Annotated in this window: 19 protein-coding genes; 9 read left to right on the top strand and 10 right to left on the bottom strand. The window is 42.6% G+C overall.

Features of this window, described 5'->3' with window-relative positions; translation table 11 throughout:
* Nucleotides 1–33: 33 nt before the first annotated feature.
* From ubiE to tatC, 8 genes are all read left to right on the top strand, one after another.
* Nucleotides 34–783: a bifunctional demethylmenaquinone methyltransferase/2-methoxy-6-polyprenyl-1,4-benzoquinol methylase UbiE gene (gene ubiE, locus ABWV45_RS11945; RefSeq protein ID WP_353351932.1), complete on the top strand. Its 750-nt coding sequence runs from the start codon at nt 34–36 to the stop codon at nt 781–783.
* Nucleotides 784–791: 8 nt separating this feature from the next.
* A complete protein-coding gene (locus ABWV45_RS11940; RefSeq protein WP_353351931.1) occupies nt 792–1418 on the top strand; it encodes a ubiquinone biosynthesis accessory factor UbiJ in 627 nt (208 codons plus the stop codon).
* 1 nt (nt 1419) lies between these two features.
* Nucleotides 1420–3051, top strand: a complete 1632-nt coding sequence (gene ubiB / locus ABWV45_RS11935) for a ubiquinone biosynthesis regulatory protein kinase UbiB (protein ID WP_353351930.1) — start codon at nt 1420–1422, stop codon at nt 3049–3051.
* Nucleotides 3052–3121: 70 nt separating this feature from the next.
* Entirely contained in the window at nt 3122–3451 is a 330-nt protein-coding gene (locus ABWV45_RS11930; protein WP_353351929.1) for a phosphoribosyl-ATP diphosphatase, read from the top strand.
* 10 nt (nt 3452–3461) lie between these two features.
* Complete coding sequence (locus ABWV45_RS11925; RefSeq protein ID WP_353351927.1) at nt 3462–3794, top strand: histidine triad nucleotide-binding protein; 333 nt, start codon at nt 3462–3464, stop codon at nt 3792–3794.
* A 27-nt stretch (nt 3795–3821) separates the two neighbouring features.
* Nucleotides 3822–4052, top strand: coding sequence for a Sec-independent protein translocase subunit TatA (gene tatA / locus ABWV45_RS11920; protein WP_353351925.1), 231 nt, complete (start codon nt 3822–3824; stop codon nt 4050–4052).
* Between the two features lie 17 nt (nt 4053–4069).
* Nucleotides 4070–4426, top strand: coding sequence for a Sec-independent protein translocase protein TatB (gene tatB / locus ABWV45_RS11915; protein ID WP_353351923.1), 357 nt, complete (start codon nt 4070–4072; stop codon nt 4424–4426).
* Entirely contained in the window at nt 4427–5209 is a 783-nt protein-coding gene (tatC, locus tag ABWV45_RS11910) for a twin-arginine translocase subunit TatC (RefSeq protein WP_353351921.1), read from the top strand. It begins immediately after the preceding gene.
* Between the two features lie 613 nt (nt 5210–5822).
* Here the strand turns inward: tatC and ABWV45_RS11905 are convergent.
* Both ABWV45_RS11905 and ABWV45_RS11900 read right to left on the bottom strand, forming a co-directional pair.
* A complete protein-coding gene (locus ABWV45_RS11905; protein WP_353351919.1) occupies nt 5823–5963 on the bottom strand; it encodes a hypothetical protein in 141 nt (46 codons plus the stop codon).
* A gap of 60 nt (nt 5964–6023) precedes the next feature.
* Nucleotides 6024–6422, bottom strand: coding sequence for a hypothetical protein (locus ABWV45_RS11900; RefSeq protein ID WP_353351917.1), 399 nt, complete (start codon nt 6420–6422; stop codon nt 6024–6026).
* 77 nt (nt 6423–6499) lie between these two features.
* Between ABWV45_RS11900 and ABWV45_RS11895 the strand changes: the two genes are divergently transcribed.
* Nucleotides 6500–7084, top strand: a complete 585-nt coding sequence (locus ABWV45_RS11895; protein WP_353351915.1) for an LPP20 family lipoprotein — start codon at nt 6500–6502, stop codon at nt 7082–7084.
* 669 nt (nt 7085–7753) lie between these two features.
* On the opposite strand, the gene ABWV45_RS11890 is transcribed toward ABWV45_RS11895, so the two are convergent.
* The 8 genes from ABWV45_RS11890 to nrdR all read right to left on the bottom strand — a co-directional run bounded on the left by ABWV45_RS11890 (nt 7754) and on the right by nrdR (nt 16674).
* Nucleotides 7754–10516, bottom strand: a complete 2763-nt coding sequence (locus tag ABWV45_RS11890; protein ID WP_353351913.1) for a hybrid sensor histidine kinase/response regulator — start codon at nt 10514–10516, stop codon at nt 7754–7756.
* Between the two features lie 816 nt (nt 10517–11332).
* Nucleotides 11333–12235, bottom strand: a complete 903-nt coding sequence (gene thiL, locus ABWV45_RS11885) for a thiamine-phosphate kinase (RefSeq protein WP_353351911.1) — start codon at nt 12233–12235, stop codon at nt 11333–11335.
* A 38-nt stretch (nt 12236–12273) separates the two neighbouring features.
* A complete protein-coding gene (gene nusB, locus ABWV45_RS11880) occupies nt 12274–12744 on the bottom strand; it encodes a transcription antitermination factor NusB (protein ID WP_353351909.1) in 471 nt (156 codons plus the stop codon).
* Nucleotides 12744–13211: a 6,7-dimethyl-8-ribityllumazine synthase gene (gene ribH, locus ABWV45_RS11875; protein WP_502914678.1), complete on the bottom strand. Its 468-nt coding sequence runs from the start codon at nt 13209–13211 to the stop codon at nt 12744–12746. Before ribH ends, nusB begins: the two co-directional genes overlap by 1 nt.
* A gap of 43 nt (nt 13212–13254) precedes the next feature.
* The gene (ribBA, locus tag ABWV45_RS11870) at nt 13255–14373 is read right to left on the bottom strand and encodes a bifunctional 3,4-dihydroxy-2-butanone-4-phosphate synthase/GTP cyclohydrolase II (protein ID WP_353351907.1); all 1119 of its coding nucleotides are present in this window, start codon (nt 14371–14373) and stop codon (nt 13255–13257) included.
* A 29-nt stretch (nt 14374–14402) separates the two neighbouring features.
* Nucleotides 14403–15053: a riboflavin synthase gene (locus ABWV45_RS11865; protein WP_353351905.1), complete on the bottom strand. Its 651-nt coding sequence runs from the start codon at nt 15051–15053 to the stop codon at nt 14403–14405.
* A gap of 8 nt (nt 15054–15061) precedes the next feature.
* Entirely contained in the window at nt 15062–16165 is a 1104-nt protein-coding gene (gene ribD / locus ABWV45_RS11860; RefSeq protein WP_353351903.1) for a bifunctional diaminohydroxyphosphoribosylaminopyrimidine deaminase/5-amino-6-(5-phosphoribosylamino)uracil reductase RibD, read from the bottom strand.
* The gene (nrdR, locus tag ABWV45_RS11855) at nt 16162–16674 is read right to left on the bottom strand and encodes a transcriptional regulator NrdR (RefSeq protein WP_353351901.1); all 513 of its coding nucleotides are present in this window, start codon (nt 16672–16674) and stop codon (nt 16162–16164) included. The genes ribD and nrdR overlap by 4 nt, the downstream gene beginning before the upstream one ends.
* Between the last annotated feature and the right edge of the window lie 59 nt (nt 16675–16733).

Raw genomic sequence — 16733 nt, 5'->3', positions numbered from 1 at the left:
CCAATTTACCGATTAAGAATCAGGCCCCCAGCCATGTCCGAACAGAAAACCACCCACTTTGGCTACCAAACCGTTGCAGAAGAAGAAAAGCAAGGCAAGGTAGCGGAAGTTTTCCACAGTGTTGCCGCCAAATACGACCTAATGAACGACCTAATGTCATTTGGTGTTCATCGACTTTGGAAGCGCTTCACCATGGAATTTACCGGTGCGCGCAAAGGGGATACGGTTCTGGACATCGCCGGTGGCACCGGTGATCTCACCATGAAATTCGCAGACCTAGTAGGCCCTGAGGGTAAAGTGGTGTTAGCGGATATTAACGACTCCATGTTGAAAGTAGGCCGTGATCGTTTATTAGACAAAGGCTACAGTGGTAACATCGAATGCGTGCAAGCCAATGCCGAATGCCTACCGTTTGAAGACAACAGCTTTAATGTGGTAACCATGGCGTTTGGCCTTAGAAACGTCACCAATAAAGACAAAGCCTTAGCAGAATTTAACCGTGTATTAAAACCCGGTGGCCGCCTACTGGTGTTAGAATTCTCTAAAACCAATAACCCTTTGCTTAAAAAAGCCTACGACTTATACAGCTTCAGTGCCTTACCATTTATGGGCAAACTCATTACCAATGATTCAGAAAGCTATCGCTATTTAGCCGAGTCTATTCGTATGCACCCAGGGCAAGAAGAATTAAAAACCATGTTTGAAGAGGCAGGGTTTGCCAATTGTGATTATCACAATTTAACAGGTGGTATTGTGGCCTTGCACAAAGGCATTAAGCCGTAAGGATGAGCATGGACCAAACCCTGATTCAAGCGGCATTAGTCAGCGCAGAAGGCATCATCAACCAAGCCTTGCGCTATGATCCCGCCACCTCACAAAAGCTCGCCGCCCTTGGGCCTAAAGTGTTAGCCATTGAAATTGAGCAGCCTGCGCTGCGCATTTATGTGCGCTTTGGTGAGACCCTCAGCTTAATGTCTAATCTTGAAGATGAGCCACACGCTAAACTCTCAGGGGAGCTTAAAGCCTTTATTAATCTGGCCACCCACAAAGACAAACACGCCGCATTAATGAAAAGCGACATTCAAATTCAAGGCTCTAGTCAATTAGCCATGGGCCTTGCTGATGCCATGGACGATTTAGACATCGACTTTGAAGCCATGATCAGCGAACTCACCGGCCCAGTGGTGGCCCATGTGATTGGTAACAATTTACGCAAACTGGGTGGCTGGTTTAAAAATACCACCACGAAAGTGAAACAAGACTCCGTAGAATACGTGCGCGATGAGCTAAAACTAGCCCCGCATAAATTAGAAGGGGAATCTCAGTTTACCGCCATCCATAAATTGAAATTAGACGGCGAGCGCTTAGAAGCACGCATTAATCGTTTAGCCACCAAACTGAATCAAGCGAAACCCTAACATGCAGCAACTAAGACGCTTATTCACCCTACTTTATGTGTTCAGCAAATACCGTTTAGATGTGTTTATACCCACACACCTATTGCCTTGGTATTTACGCTTAGCGTTCTTTTTAGCCCCTTGGCGGTTAAACTCCCTAGCTAAACGCACACCTAAAGCCAAACGTTTGCGTCTTGCCCTTGTTGAGCTGGGGCCCATTTACATTAAATTTGGCCAATTGCTTTCAACCCGCAAAGACTTATTGCCCCCCGATTTAGCCCAAGAGCTTGCCCAACTGCAAGACCAAGTACCGCCATTTAAAGCCAAGACTGCCAGACGCATTATTGAAAAAGCATTGGGTGAAAGTGTCGACACTGTATTCAGTGAATTTGAAAGCGAGGCACTGGCCTCCGCTTCTATCGCACAAGTTCATTGCGCCAAGCTAACCAGTGGTGAAGATGTCGTGATAAAAGTCATTCGCCCTAACTTAGAAACCACCATCAACAAAGACATTTCCGTGATGATGATGGCCGCCCGTTTAATGCAGCGTTACGCCAAAGATGGCAAACGCCTACGCCCTGTTGAAGTGGTTGAAGATTACCGTCACACCATTTTTGGTGAATTAGACTTAATGAGCGAAGCAGCCAACGCCTCCCAATTACGCCGCAACTTTGCCGATAGCCCACTGCTTTATATACCCGAAGTGCACTGGGATTACTGCCGCCCTAATGTCATGGTCATGGAGCGTATATACGGCACTCCAATCGGCGACATTGAACAACTTGAAGCCCGTGGCACCAACATGAAGGTACTGGCCGAACGGGGTGTCGAGATATTCTTTCGCCAAGTATTTAAAGACAGCTTCTTTCATGCTGATATGCACCCGGGCAACATTTTTGTGGCCCATAACGATCCACAAAGCCCACAATATATCGCCATTGATTGCGGCATTGTGGGCACACTGAGTGATACCGATCAAGATTATTTAGCCCGTAATTTATTGGCCTTTTTTAACCAAGACTACCATGAAGTAGCGCGCTTACATGTGGAGTCGGGCTGGGTGGGCCAAGAAACCAAAATCAACGAGTTTGAAGCGGCTATTCGCAGTGTGTGTGAACCGATATTTGAAAAACCCCTAGAAGAAATCAGCTTTGGCCTATTGCTACTGCGCTTATTTCAAACCGCCCGTCGCTTTAACATGGTGGTGCAACCGCAACTGGTATTACTGCAAAAAACCTTGCTCAACATCGAAGGCCTTGGTCGCCAGCTTTATCCACAATTAGACTTATGGACCACCGCCAAGCCCTACCTAGAGCAATGGATGCATACCCGCATGGGGCCAAAAGCCATCTGGAAAGAATTAAAACGCCAAGCACCTGCATGGATTCAACACGCGCCTCACATGCCAGAAACCATACGCAACACCTTAATTACACTTGGCCAATACCCTCAACAGCAACAACAAGTTCGGGACAAACTAGACGCCATTGAAGAACAAATGCTTCAGCAGCAGCGCCGCAGTAAACACCGCACCCTAGGGGCCATTGTCAGCGCCTTAGGCCTAATTGGATTACACAGCCCATTTCTGTGGGGATACCAAGCATCCATGGCATTAATCGCCTTGGGTTTAGCGTGGATCGTGACGCGGGGCTAAAAACCGCAAACCAGATATACTGAGAGTGTGGCGAATAAGGTATCATGCCGCCCACTAAGAGGAATAATACATGAGTGATGTCATCAGCCAATTGGGCAAAATTCTTGAAGAGCGCAAATCCGCTGCCGCTGATAGCTCATATGTGGCCAGCCTGTACGCCAAGGGCCTCAACAAAATATTGGAAAAAGTCGGCGAAGAAGCCACCGAAGCTATCATTGCCGCCAAAGATGCAAAAACCTCTGGGGACAACAAAGATGTCATCTACGAAACCGCCGACCTGTGGTTTCATACCATGGTAATGCTGTCAGATTTAGGCGAAGACCCACAAGTGGTTTTAGAAGAGCTAAAGCGCCGCTTTAACCTTTCTGGTCTTGAAGAAAAAGCCAACCGCAGTAAATAAGGGGTACAGCATGAGCGATTGTATTTTTTGCAAAATCATTCAAGGGGACATACCTTGTAATAAGGTATACGAAGACGAGCACGTACTTGCCTTTCATGACATAGCCCCAAAAGCCGACACCCATATATTAGTGATACCCAAGCAACATATAGTGAACCTAAGTGCCACCACAGAAGATGAATGGCCTATCGTCACAAAAGTGCTGCAAAGTATTAACAAAGTTGCTGCACAGGAAAACCTAGAAGGCTTTCGAGTGATCAGCAATAACGGAGAAAAAGGCGGCCAAGAAGTTTTCCACATGCACTGGCATGTCTTGGCTGGTTCAAAATTAACAGGCTTTTAAGCCTTTAACCCAATTAAGGAGTTCATCATGTTTGGTGGCATTAGCGTTTGGCAATTGTTGATTATTTTGGTTGTTGTGATTTTAATTTTCGGCACAAAAAAACTTCGCACCCTAGGGGGAGATTTAGGCGACGCAGTGAAAGGCTTCAAAAAAGCCCTTAACGAAGACGAAAAGAAACAAGAAGCAGAAAAGCTTGAAAACCAACAAGCAGACGCTCAGTTTTCTGAAAAAGCCAAAGACGAAGACAAAACAAAGTAACCCCTTAAGAAGTCATTATGTTTGATATTGGTTTTGCCGAATTGCTTGTGGTGGGTGTACTAGGGCTAATTATTCTTGGCCCAGAACGCTTACCCAAAGCGGCCCGCACCCTTGGCTTATTAGTCGGGAAAGTTCGTCGTACCATGAGTGGTATTCAACAAGAAATTGAGCGCGAAGTTCGCACCCAAGAACTACAAGAAAAGCTCAAAGATGAACAATACAGTTTCATGAGCCCAGAAGAACAAGCCGAACAACTTGCCAAAGAGCAGATGGCACAAGAACACGAAGACTTCCCTCAAACTCAACCTATGGATGAAAACAGCATCGCCCCGCCAAAAGCCGAGCCAGATCCAAACAAAAAAGAGGCTCCATAGATGGCAAAAAAAACCAAAGCCGAAATGGAGCAGCTGCACCAACAGCAACCATTAATTGCGCACTTAATTGAACTGCGCAATCGTCTACTTAAAGCCCTTCTATTAATATTAGTGGTGTTTGCTGGGCTTTATAGTTTCTCTAATGATATTTATCTATGGGTATCAAAGCCATTAGAGATTTTATTACCTGAAGGCTCAAGCATGATCGCCACAGGGGTTGCTTCGCCTTTTTTAGTACCGTTTAAGCTCACCTTGTTTACAGCCATATTTCTTTGTATTCCATTTATACTGCATCAAGCTTGGTCATTTATTTCACCTGGTTTATACAACCATGAAAAGCGCTTTGCGGTTCCTTTATTATTAAGCAGCATCGTTTTATTTTATGCCGGAATTTGTTTTGCCTATTTTGTGGTATTACCACTGGCATTTAGCTTTTTTACGTTAATGACCCCTGAAGGGGTTAATTTCCTGCCCGACATTAACAATATTTTGAACTTTATTTTGAAAATATTTTTCGCCTTTGGCATCGCTTTTGAAATCCCCATCGCCACTATTCTAATGATCATGACCGGCATCACCAATGTGACCAGTTTGACGGAAAAGCGCCCTTACATCTTTGTAGGCTGTTTTGTTATTGGTATGTTAGTGACACCACCGGATGTGATTAGCCAAACCATTCTAGCTTTGCCCATGTATTTGTTATTTGAAATTGGCATCTTTTTTGGGCGCATGGTTGAGAAAAGTAAAGCTGACAAAGAACAAGCGGATGCCGAAGAGGCTTAGCGGGAGACGGGAGACGGGAGACGGGAGACGCAGCTAAAGTTCTCGCCACGTTTTAGTCAAAAGATTTTCTTTTGTTATTCTTACTTGCTTGTTCCTCACTACCTGAAATCAATCATTTTTCAATCTGTACGAGTGCACCTTTATGCCCTTTGGGTGCCGTGCGCGACATGGCTATCGGCCACGGGGTGGTCTCGTATAAAATCAGTTTTCAAAACTCGTAAGATAGATTAGATTAAGCGCAGCGAAATCGTAACCCATTAAATAAACATTCAATTAACGATGGGTTACGCTCTCGCCAAGGCTCGTGCTAACCCATCCTACAGAGTATTATCTTCTTCTCTATTTTCGATTCTTGTATAGCTTATTACGCCAAATATGATTCTTATATGTTTTATTTTCTTTAAGTTCATCGGTAATACCCGCTCTCATGAATATTACAGCAGTACCAAAATGAATAAACAATTGAGAGAAAAATTCTAAAGTGATATCTGGTGTGATCCAAACATAGCAGTTATCCAATCCTCTATGGCAAAACCACACATAGACCTTACCCAAGAGCAATTCCCAAATAGAAAATAGCAAAAACAAAATGGATGCGACCAGAAAAATGGCTTTAATTATTTTGAGCATCTATAGCAACATTTAAATTTAATTTATAAAATGGATTCCGGCTCGCTCGTGCCTCACGTCCGGGATGACAGAGCAATAATCTTCGCAACAAATCTGAAACGAAATCTTTAGCTGCATCTCTCATCTCTCACCTCTCATCTCTCACCTCTCATCTCTAATCTTCCACCCATCACGACACAAAAACCTAATTCTCTTCCACCAACACCCACAAAATATCCCGCTGCACATCATGGTAGGTTTCCACCAAACGGGTTTTAATTTTACTGTTTACTTCTTGTACTGTCTTGCCATTTAAGGTGCTATTACTGCGTAAGCTATTTGCACTTTCTGTCATCACAGAAACCGATTTAATCTCAATACCTTTGCGCGCAGCCAACTCTAAACGAGCCCGCGTAACAGCACATTCTTGCTGTTTATATTTGCCCAGTGCATGGCTTTCGCAATTAGCTACCACTTGATGGTGTTCAGGTGAGCTGACCCAATCAGGGGGATCTGACGTCGGCGATGTAGCACAAGACGCTAACAACGCGACTCCGATTAAAATATTGCTCAAAAATAACGGTTTTTTTATGGCTTTTATCATGGGAAAGTCTGGCGAGATTCAATGTTATTAGTTAAGGTTACACCATCCTAAACCCAAATTCCTTCAAGGAGAAGAAGATGGTCTTAACTCGTGCTCTAGGTATCAGTGCTTTAACACTTTCATTAACTGCCTGTTTCGGTGGTGGTGGTGAAACCAAGCCTGTATTAGATTGTACTTTCCCTGATGCGCCACAAACTGCAGCCCCTGGCTGGGTATGTGACGAGCCTGTACCGGGCCTTGCAGTATCCGCTGTGGGTAGTGCTGATAAATCAGGCGCTGGTATGAATTTCATGAAGCAACAAGCCACGGCAGCAGCCCGTGTACAACTTGCACAAATGATGAAAGTTCAAGTACAAAACTTGGTCAAGCAGTTTGCTGAAACCACAGGTGTTGGCGACAGCGAAACCGTTGATAAAGTAAACACGTCTGTTACTAAGCAAATTACAAACGAAACCCTAGTGGGTACACGTATGTATAAGTCTAAAACCAGCCCTAACGGTACTCTATATGTGTTGGTTGGCTTAGATGATCAGGCAGCTGGCCTAATCCATGAGACTGCGCTTAAAACCTCTATGAACAATGAGAAGGCGTTGTGGCAGAAATTCCAAGCTAACAAAGCTCAAGATGAGCTAGCTCGCGACATTGCCAATATGAATAAATAAGCCTAACCCGCTTTTCTATTCAAAGGCTCAGCTAGTAATAGCTGGGCCTTTTTTTATATCTAACATATTTACGTTTATGGCACTGTTAAGTTGCCCAAGCTTACAAAGCTCCAGATGAGCTAGCTCGCGACATTGCCAATATGAATAAATAAGCCTAACTCGCTTTTCTATTCAAAGGCTCAGCTAGTAATAGCTGGGCCTTTTTTATATCTAATATATTTACGTTTATGGCACTGTTAAGTTGCCCAAGCTAACAAAGCTCAAGATGAGTTAGCACGCGACATTGCCAATATGAATAAATAAGCCTAATCCGCTTTTCTATTCAAAAAGGCTCAGCTAGTAATAGCTGGGCCTTTTTTATATCTAATATATTTACGTTTATGGCACTGTTAAGTTGCCAAGCTGACAAAGCTCAAGATGAGTTAGCTCGCGAAATTGCCAATATGAATAAATAAGCCTAATCCGCTTTTCTATTCAAAAAGGCTCAGCTAGTAATAGCTGGGCCTTTTTTTATATCTAACGTTGCTCAAGCGTACAAGGCTCAGGATAAGTTAGTGCGCTATAACTTGTGATATTTTTAAACGGTGAAAGCCAAAAAAGGCTATGGCGAACTAGTGTGAAGCTCTTTTTATAATCAGCCTATTACCAATAATAATTTACAAGTAATGACTATAAAAACATGCTTCTTAGCAGGGCTTCTAGTTTTTTGACATCTATAGGTTTAGATAAATACTCATCCATTCCTGCCTCCATGCATTCATCGATGTAGGATTGTACGGCATGAGCAGTAAGTGCCACTATTTTGCATGGGGTTTGGCTTTCAGCCTTTTCCCATTTCCTAATCTCAACAGTGGATGTGATACCGTTCATATTCGGCATATCATAATCCATTAATATCAAATCAAACTGATCTGGGGACTCCTTCACAGCACGTAAAGCCAGCTCACCATCATCTACTATGACTGCCGATTGCTTAAGGCGCTTCAAGATACCTTTCATAACCAGTTGATTCACTTTATTATCCTCTGCCACTAGAATTGACAGGCTAGGCAATGATATCTCATCTTCCGATGGTGAAAGAGCTGGGACTGAGTTGACTTCTTGCTTAATTAAAAGCTCTTTATAAGTTCGCTTAATATCAGCAGGTAATGTGGGCTTCTCAATAACTCGCATAATACCGGACGATGCCAAAGCCGTTTTAGATGGGAAATTCGTAGCTGATGTAAGAAGTAACATCGGTATATCCCTAAAACGTTCATCAGCAAAAATGTGTTTGCTGGTCTCTATTCCGTCCATTTTAGGCATAATTAAATCTAAACTAATTAAATCAAACTGAATTCCTACTTGATAGTTCTGCCTTAATAAAGCCAGTGCCTCTTTACCATTTGTAGCAACTTGGCACTTCATACCCCATAAGCTTGCTTGGTTAAACAGTAGTTCGGCAAAGGTATAATTATCTTCAACTATCAGTAGGTTGTAGCCTTCTAAGCTAACATCTTCAATCTTATCTTCTTGTATAAAGTCCGTACTCACAGGTAAATTGACACTTATCCAAAAAGTAGATCCCTTCCCCACTTCACTGTCTAAACCAATTTCTCCTCCCATCATAAGGGTTAGTTGCTTACAAATAGACAACCCTAAGCCTGTACCACCATGCTTGCGAGAAGTTGAGGTACTGGCCTGCGAAAACGCATTAAATAATTTTTCTTGTCCCGACTTGCTGATGCCTTCACCGGAATCTACCACTGATATTTTGATTCGATCATTCTCAGTTTCTCGATACACTCTTAAAACCACCTGCCCTTCATCTGTAAACTTGATGGCATTACTAATGAAATTAAGCATTATTTGTTTAATACGAGTAGGGTCACCCAGTACAGCTTCAGGTAAATCAAAATCAATATCCGTTATTAACTCAATATTTTTTTCAGCTGCCTTAATTTTAAAGATATCAAAACTTTCTACCGCTAAGCGCTGGAGATTAAAAGGAATGCTCTCAAGCTCCATTTTTCCTGATGTGAATTTTGAGTAATCTAATATGTCATTGATAATAGTAAGCAATGAACTGCCTGAAGAGCGGATTATATTCATATAATAAATATCGGTTTCATCTTTCAAGCGATCAACCATAAGCTCTGCCATTCCCAATACACCATTTATGGGTGTGCGAATCTCATGGCTCATTCTAGCTAAAAACTCGCTTTGAGCTCGGTTATCAGCCTCGGCTTCAATTTTTGATTGGCGAATAATCCGAATACGATGAGCCAATGCAAATGCCAATAACATGACTTGAATATCAAATACGATGACCAAAACCCAATAAGTATAATTAGGCATGAAAGACGATGCGCCACCCACATAGAGCATCATATTCAGAATGGATGAGCAGTATAGGGTCCATGCAACAATATAGTATTTAGCATAATAAACGCCTTTCCTTCTTGCGTAAAAACCCGCATAAATAAAGGACAAGGCTGAAATCATAACAATCAAGCCGGCCAAATTTAAACTAATACTAGGTACAAAAACTTTCCCAACAATTACTAGTACTAATAATGCGGCCAAAAAATAAAAGTAATTCGTAAACTTTTTAGATATTTTTGGGAGCTGCAAAAAAGTAATTACAAAGAAGTAGGCAAAAATAATCGGGGAATAATACATAAATCCAGAAAAATACAGCATAAATTCTGGGTTATTTGGCCATATATATTTAAACAATAAACCATGGGTTTCTATAAACCAGAGTCCACTGCCAAACACATATAAAAAGTAGTACACATAGACTTTATCATAAGTGGCGCTTGCCAAAGTCAAATGAAATAATCCTATCGCCACTAAAAAGCCTATGCCGAAACCCATCCATGCCATCCAGTAGATTTCTTCATCCTCCATAAGCTCCTCAGTCGTAATTGTGGGCTTATAATGAGGTATCGGGCTAAAATTGATTTTTAATAACAATTGGACATTAGCGTGAGAAGGGAGGTCTAAGGCAAAGTGCAGTAATCGATAGTCAAATTCACGAGAATCAAAGGTTTTATAAGGTGAGTTTTTTTGATGGGAGATCAGCTTGCCATCTGCAACCAGATACAGTTCCACATCTCCCGCAAATCCACTGCCCAATCCCATTAGCCATAAATCATTTGGATCTATCTGGCCCGTTGTTAAGTCAGTTCGGACCCATATTGGCAGCTTGAAAGCATCTGCATTATAAAAGTCCGCTTTGCTCTGTACACCATCTGTTATGGGCAGACTAGAGAGTTCTTGCCAAGTTTTATCCCCATCAGGAAAGGTATAAAGCGTCTTACCTAGAAATTGATTAACGGGGGATTCAATAAACACACTAGGTTCATTGATTTTGTTTTGATGGTCTGGGCTGGCATGAGCACTCGTCCAAAGCAAGCTCACAATCAGTGAACCTATTAAAGCCAGCATGTCATAACCTCAATATTAATCAGCAAACAAGTGTTCACACGAAAATGCATTTTATCCCTAGCTACAACACGGCCATCTATATAGTGAGTGTAGTCGTCTTGCGCTTTTTTTGCTGAATTGTGCATCATTTTATCTATTCAAACGTCAGTTCGGCTTAGTACAAATCCGAATATGCAATATCGACAAATAACGCTAAACATCTAAAGCCTTAATATACATAAGTTCGATAATTGCCTACCGACTTACTTTTTAGTCGTTATCAGAATGCAGTCATTAAAAAGAGTTCACAAGGTATTAAGGTGACTCTGAATTAAACAACACTACAGGCCAAATAATTCATACTAACTTATCGTCAACAGTTAATTTGAATCCTATATTCTATTTAACGCTTTATGTATTGTCTGCGCTTGCGGTATATCATTAACCAATGATTGTGTTATTTTTAGGATAATAATATCTTTTCAAACTTGACTGCTTCGAGGCCAAAAACCTTTACTTGATTAAGTAGATGAAAAATAAAACCAGTCAACCTAGTCAACAAAAACTTTTACTAAATATGAACGTATATTAATTAGGCCCTAATGCCAAATCAATTTTTCATTCCACCCGAAAAATAACTCATTTCGGCTTCAAAGTTTAAGGTGTTATGCAATAATCTGCGTAAGTAATCTATTAAGACTAAAAACTACTGGGCATAGCTTGGAAAATCAATAGGATTAAATGACCATATTAGTAAAAGATAAGAAATAATTATACTTAGAAAATTGATACTGATCGGATTTCATTCAATAAAACGTACCATCACGCTCATACTTATTAAAAGTGCTGATAACCTCCCGCTTTAACTTCCATCCCATTCACTTGCACAACATTGCCTTTAAGTACTTCCCCAATACAGATTCCATGCTCACAATGTTTTGCAGTATAGGCTAATTGATAATCGTCTCCACCTTCAAGTGCATATTGTAGTGCTTGTTCTTTACCATAGGTTGCCACCAATAAATCAGACAAAGGAATATCAGCAGGATTAATTTTCATACCTACAGTACCTGAAGTGCATAAATGATTTAAGTCTTGCACTAAGCCGTCGCTAATATCCAAGCAACTGGTTGCATAGGTTTTAATGGTTTGTGCAAATTCAACTTGAGCAAGAGGCGAATAAAATTGTTTGGCTAAACCTGTATTTAAACGTGGATTTTCTAACACTAATGACAAGGCACCTGCGCCATCACCTAGTGGGCCAGAAACATAGACGTTATCCCCTGTTTTTGCGCCACTACGTTTTAAGCTTTCGCCTTTTTTAGTCACACCATGCACCTGCAATGAAATGACAAGATTTGGGCCTTTTGTGGTATCACCACCCATCAATGGGCACTGGTAAAACTGAGCGGCTTGAGTTAATCCTTCACTAAACGATTTCAGCCACACTTCATTTAGTTCAGGTAATGTTATAGCAAGCGTAAAACCAATTGGAGTGGCGGCCATAGCTGCTAAATCGCTAATGCTAACCGCTACTGCACGGGTAGCTATATCAAACGGATTAGCGTTTTTAGGGAAGTGTACGCCTTCAACTAGAGTATCGATTGAAAACTGGAGTTCATAATCAGATGGGATAAGGATAGAGGCGCAGTCGTCCCCTATCCCTTGCGAGGCATACTCATTACTAAAGGCTAAAGCGGTTTGTTGGAAATACTGCTTAATGAGCTGAAATTCGTTCACCGGTTCTCTCTAGTTAATGAGTTCACACTTTGTAACACTTATTTTTTTATCTCTACCACTCGCACTTGTTGGGCAAGTTTATCCAATGCACCATTAATAAATTTATGGCTTTCTGTCGCACCGAACTTTTTGGAGAGTTCCACGCTTTCATTGATAACCACTCGATATGGCACATCAATACGATGCGCTAATTCAAATGCTGCCAAACGTAAAATGGCTTTCTCAACAGGTGTTACTTCCTCAATACCACGACTTAAACATGGGATTAACATGGCATCTAATTCGCTTAGGCTTTTTGGCACACCACGCAGAATATCTCGAAAATATTCTGTATCAACATGGGTCATGTCGTTATCAACTAGAAACTCAGCTTCAATGGCGCTTAAACTCGCACCAGCCATTTCCCATTGATATAGCGCTTGCATGGCATAATGACGCGCCTTACGACGGGCAGCCGGATTCGGTCGCCCTGCCATATTGTCTTTTCTTGGAATGGGGTTGTCGCTCATTAAGCCTCCAGCTGCTTAAGCAGGCTTACCATTTCGTAAGCGCTTAATGCAGACTCTTCACCTTTGTTTCCGGCTTTTGTACCAGCACGCTCAATGGCTTGTTCAATAGTATCAACAGTTAAAATGCCAAATGACACAGGAATACCTGTATTAAGTGCAATCTGTCCAAGACCTTTTGCCGCTTCACCAGCCACATAATCAAAGTGCGGGGTTGAACCACGAATCACAGCACCCAGGGCAATTACCGCATCGTATTGACCACTTTCAGCTAATTTTTTAACTACCAATGGCACTTCAAATGCACCTGGGCAATGAATTAATGTGATGTTGTCTTCACTGATACCATGACGAGTTAAACCACGTATGGCACCGTCAACTAATTTGTCGACAACAAATTCATTCCAAGTGGTTTGTACAATGGCAAACTTGGCTTGCATTGGGGTGAAGCTTCCTGCGATTGTTTTCATATTTATTACCTTTAAAATTTTAAAATATTTCTATAATTAGTGATTAATTATTTTTGAATGGAATGTATTCCACTACTTCTAAATTGAATCCAGATATACCAGTGAATTTCATTGGGCTACTTAATAAACGCATTTGCGTTACCCCTAAATCCCTTAAAATTTGCGACCCAGTACCTATAGTTACGTACGCGCCAGAACTGTCCACATCTGTAGTACGTTGCGGTTTTTGTCGCCCGAAAAATGTTTCGATAGAAGCTAATACGTCTTCACGTTCGCCCGCATTTAAAATAACGAGTGCGCCGGCTTCTTCTTTTGCAATGGCTTCTAATGCGTTACTTATTGACCAGCTTTTACTATTTGCCATTAATGCGCCAATAACATCACGTAATGTTTCTGCTTCTTGAACACGAATCAACGGAGCTTGTGAAGCCGCAACATCCCCTTTTGTGATGGCCAAGTGAGAGTCGCCATTAATGGTGTCACGGTATACGTTTAATTCAAATTCGCCATGCTCAGTGTTGATGGTATCGTTGCTGAGTTTTTCGATGGTTTGTTCGTTAGCCATGCGGTATTGAATTAAATCGGCAATAGTGCCTATTTTTAAATCATGCTCTTGGGCAAATACTTCTAGTTCTGGACGACGAGCCATGGTGCCGTCTTCATTCATAATTTCAACAATACAACCTGCTGGTTGTAAACCCGCTAAACGGGCAAGGTCACAACCTGCTTCAGTGTGACCTGCACGGGTTAATACACCGGCAGCTTTTGCACGTAATGGGAATATATGCCCAGGTTGCACTATGTCATCTGGTTTACCCATTGGGTTAACAGCTGCTTGTACCGTCACTGCACGGTCAGCAGCACTGATACCGGTTGTCACCCCTTCAGCCGCTTCAATAGATACGGTAAACGGCGTAGAAAATTTAGAGCCATTACCTGCCACCATTGAAGGTAAACCCAAATAATCGCAACGCTCTGGTGTTAAGGTTAAGCAAATTAAACCGCGCGCTTTACTGGCCATGAAATTAATAATTTCAGGTGTGACTTTTTCAGCGGCAACAATAATGTCACCTTCGTTTTCGCGGTCTTCATCATCCATGAGAATAACCATTTTGCCGTCGCGAATGTCTGCGATGATTTCTTCAATGCTGTTTAACGCCATGATCACACTCTGCTATTTTAAATTCAGGTTTAAACGAAACCGTGTTCAGCTAAAAAGCCCGCACTTAGGTTACTTTCGTTTGTTTTAGCTTGTCCTGTTATTAGTCGCTCTAAATAACGGGCAATTAAATCCACTTCTAAATGCACCTTTTGCCCAGGTGCACATCCGTACAAGGTGGTTTCCTTGGCGGTATGAGGCACTATATTCAATTCAAATACATGACCAGTAACAGCATTAACCGTAAGGCTAACACCATCTACTGTAATGGAACCTTTATGAGCAATGTATCGCCCTAATTCAGCTGGTGCTTGTATATGTAAACGAATTGAGCGAGCGTCTTCTTGGCGCTCGATTACTTGGCCTACGCCATCTACATGACCACTAACCAAATGCCCACCTAAACGAGTAGTAGGTGTCAGGGCTTTTTCTAAATTCACTTGATCGCCGATGTTAATCTCTGACCAGCGCGTGTGAGCTAATGTCTCATTACTGATGTCAGCACTAAAGCCCGAGGCTTGCAGGGTAATAACGGTCAAACACACGCCGTTTACAGCAATACTGTCGCCGAGCTTCACATCGGATAAATCTAATGCACCCGTTTCTATGGTGACACTTAAATCACCGCCTTTGGCCTGCTTAACTAACACCTTTCCGGTGGCTTCGATGATGCCTGTGAACATGGGTGCCTCTAATTACTTTGTTCTTCAAACACTAAGGTTAGGCGAATGTCATTGCCTACCATGCGGTTTTCGATGATCTTTAAATTCTGTTTTTCAGCCATCTGTGTCATGGGCCACTGCAATAATGGTCGAGCGTCGCTACCCATAAAACAAGGAGCCATGTAGAGCACCATTTCGTCAACTAAGCCTTGTCGGACAAACTCTCCTGCTAACGTGGCTCCGGTTTCAACTAGGACTTCGTTACATTGTTTTTCGGCTAAGATTTTGAGTAACTGAGTTAAGTCTAGCCCGTTCGCGGCTTGATCCAGTTGTATAGCCTCAATGCCTGCCTCTAACTCAACACCTTTTGTCACTGCCAGTAGTGTTTCCCCTGACTGCTTCAAAATTTTGGCATCCGCTGAAATTTGCCCTTGGCTATCAAGCACCACTCGAATTGGCTGCTGCGCTGCCGCTTCTTTGGCCCATTCATCATCCAAACCTAACTCATCCGCACGAACCGTTAATGAAGAGTCGTCCAATTTGATACTTCCAATGCCCGTTACTATGGCAGAGCTTCTAGCCCTTAAGCGCTGTACATCCTGACGGGCTTGCGGCCCCGTTATCCACTGGCTTTCTCCGCTTTGCATGGCGGTACGGCCATCTAAGCTGGTTGCCATTTTTAAACGCACAAAAGGCATACCGGCTTCCATACGTTTAATAAAACCAGGGTTTAATTCACGTGCTTGCTCTTCTAAAATGCCCACTGTGACATCGATACCTGCAGACTTTAACTTGGCAAATCCACGACCACTTACTTGAGGGTTTGGGTCTTTCATGGCGCACACCACATGGCGCACACCCGCTGCAATCAAACCTTCACTGCAAGGTGGAGTACGGCCAAAATGGCTGCATGGCTCCAAAGTCACATAAGCAGTGGCATCTTTTGCTTTCTCACCTGCCATTGCCAAGGCATTCACCTCAGCGTGACCTTCACCAGCTTTGCGATGGTAACCTTCGCCAATAATTTGCCCGCTTTTAACAATCACACAGCCTACTCTTGGGTTCGGGTCTGCGGTGTATAGGCCCCTTTTAGCAAGGGCAATGGCTCTGGCCATATATTGATGATGGCTCATGATGGCAACTCAGAATCGCTTTCTTCAAGAATATCTAACTGTGCATCGTTCTTACGGTTGTCATGACGAATACGATCAATCTCTTGGCGAAATTCATCGATATCTTGAAATTTACGGTAAACAGAGGCGAATCGAACATAAGCTACTTGGTCAAGCTTGCGTAGTTCGTCCATGACCAACTCACCTACAAGGCGGCTTTTCACTTCGCGCTCACCGGTGGCGCGTAATCTGGCCATAATGTGCAATATAGACGCTTCGACATCTTCAACACTCACAGGGCGCTTTTCTAAGGAACGCTGCATACCAGCACGAAGCTTTTGCTCATCGAAAGGAACACGGGTGCCATTGCTCTTAACCAACTTGGGCATGAGTAATTCTGCGGATTCAAACGTGGTGAAGCGCTCATCACAGGCCTGACATTGGCGACGACGGCGAACTTGTTCACCCTCGGCCACTAGGCGCGAATCGATCACTTTTGTGTCTTGTTCACCGCAAAACGGACAGCGCATGGCAAATCCTGTGTTAAAGAGCTAAAAAAGGGGGCAAATTATACCTGTTTATGCTCTGG

The sequence above is a fragment of the Oceaniserpentilla sp. 4NH20-0058 genome (genome assembly GCF_040371755.1).
Taxonomy (GTDB): domain Bacteria; phylum Pseudomonadota; class Gammaproteobacteria; order Pseudomonadales; family Oceanobacteraceae; genus Bermanella.
This window is presented reverse-complemented; position numbering and strand designations above follow the sequence as displayed.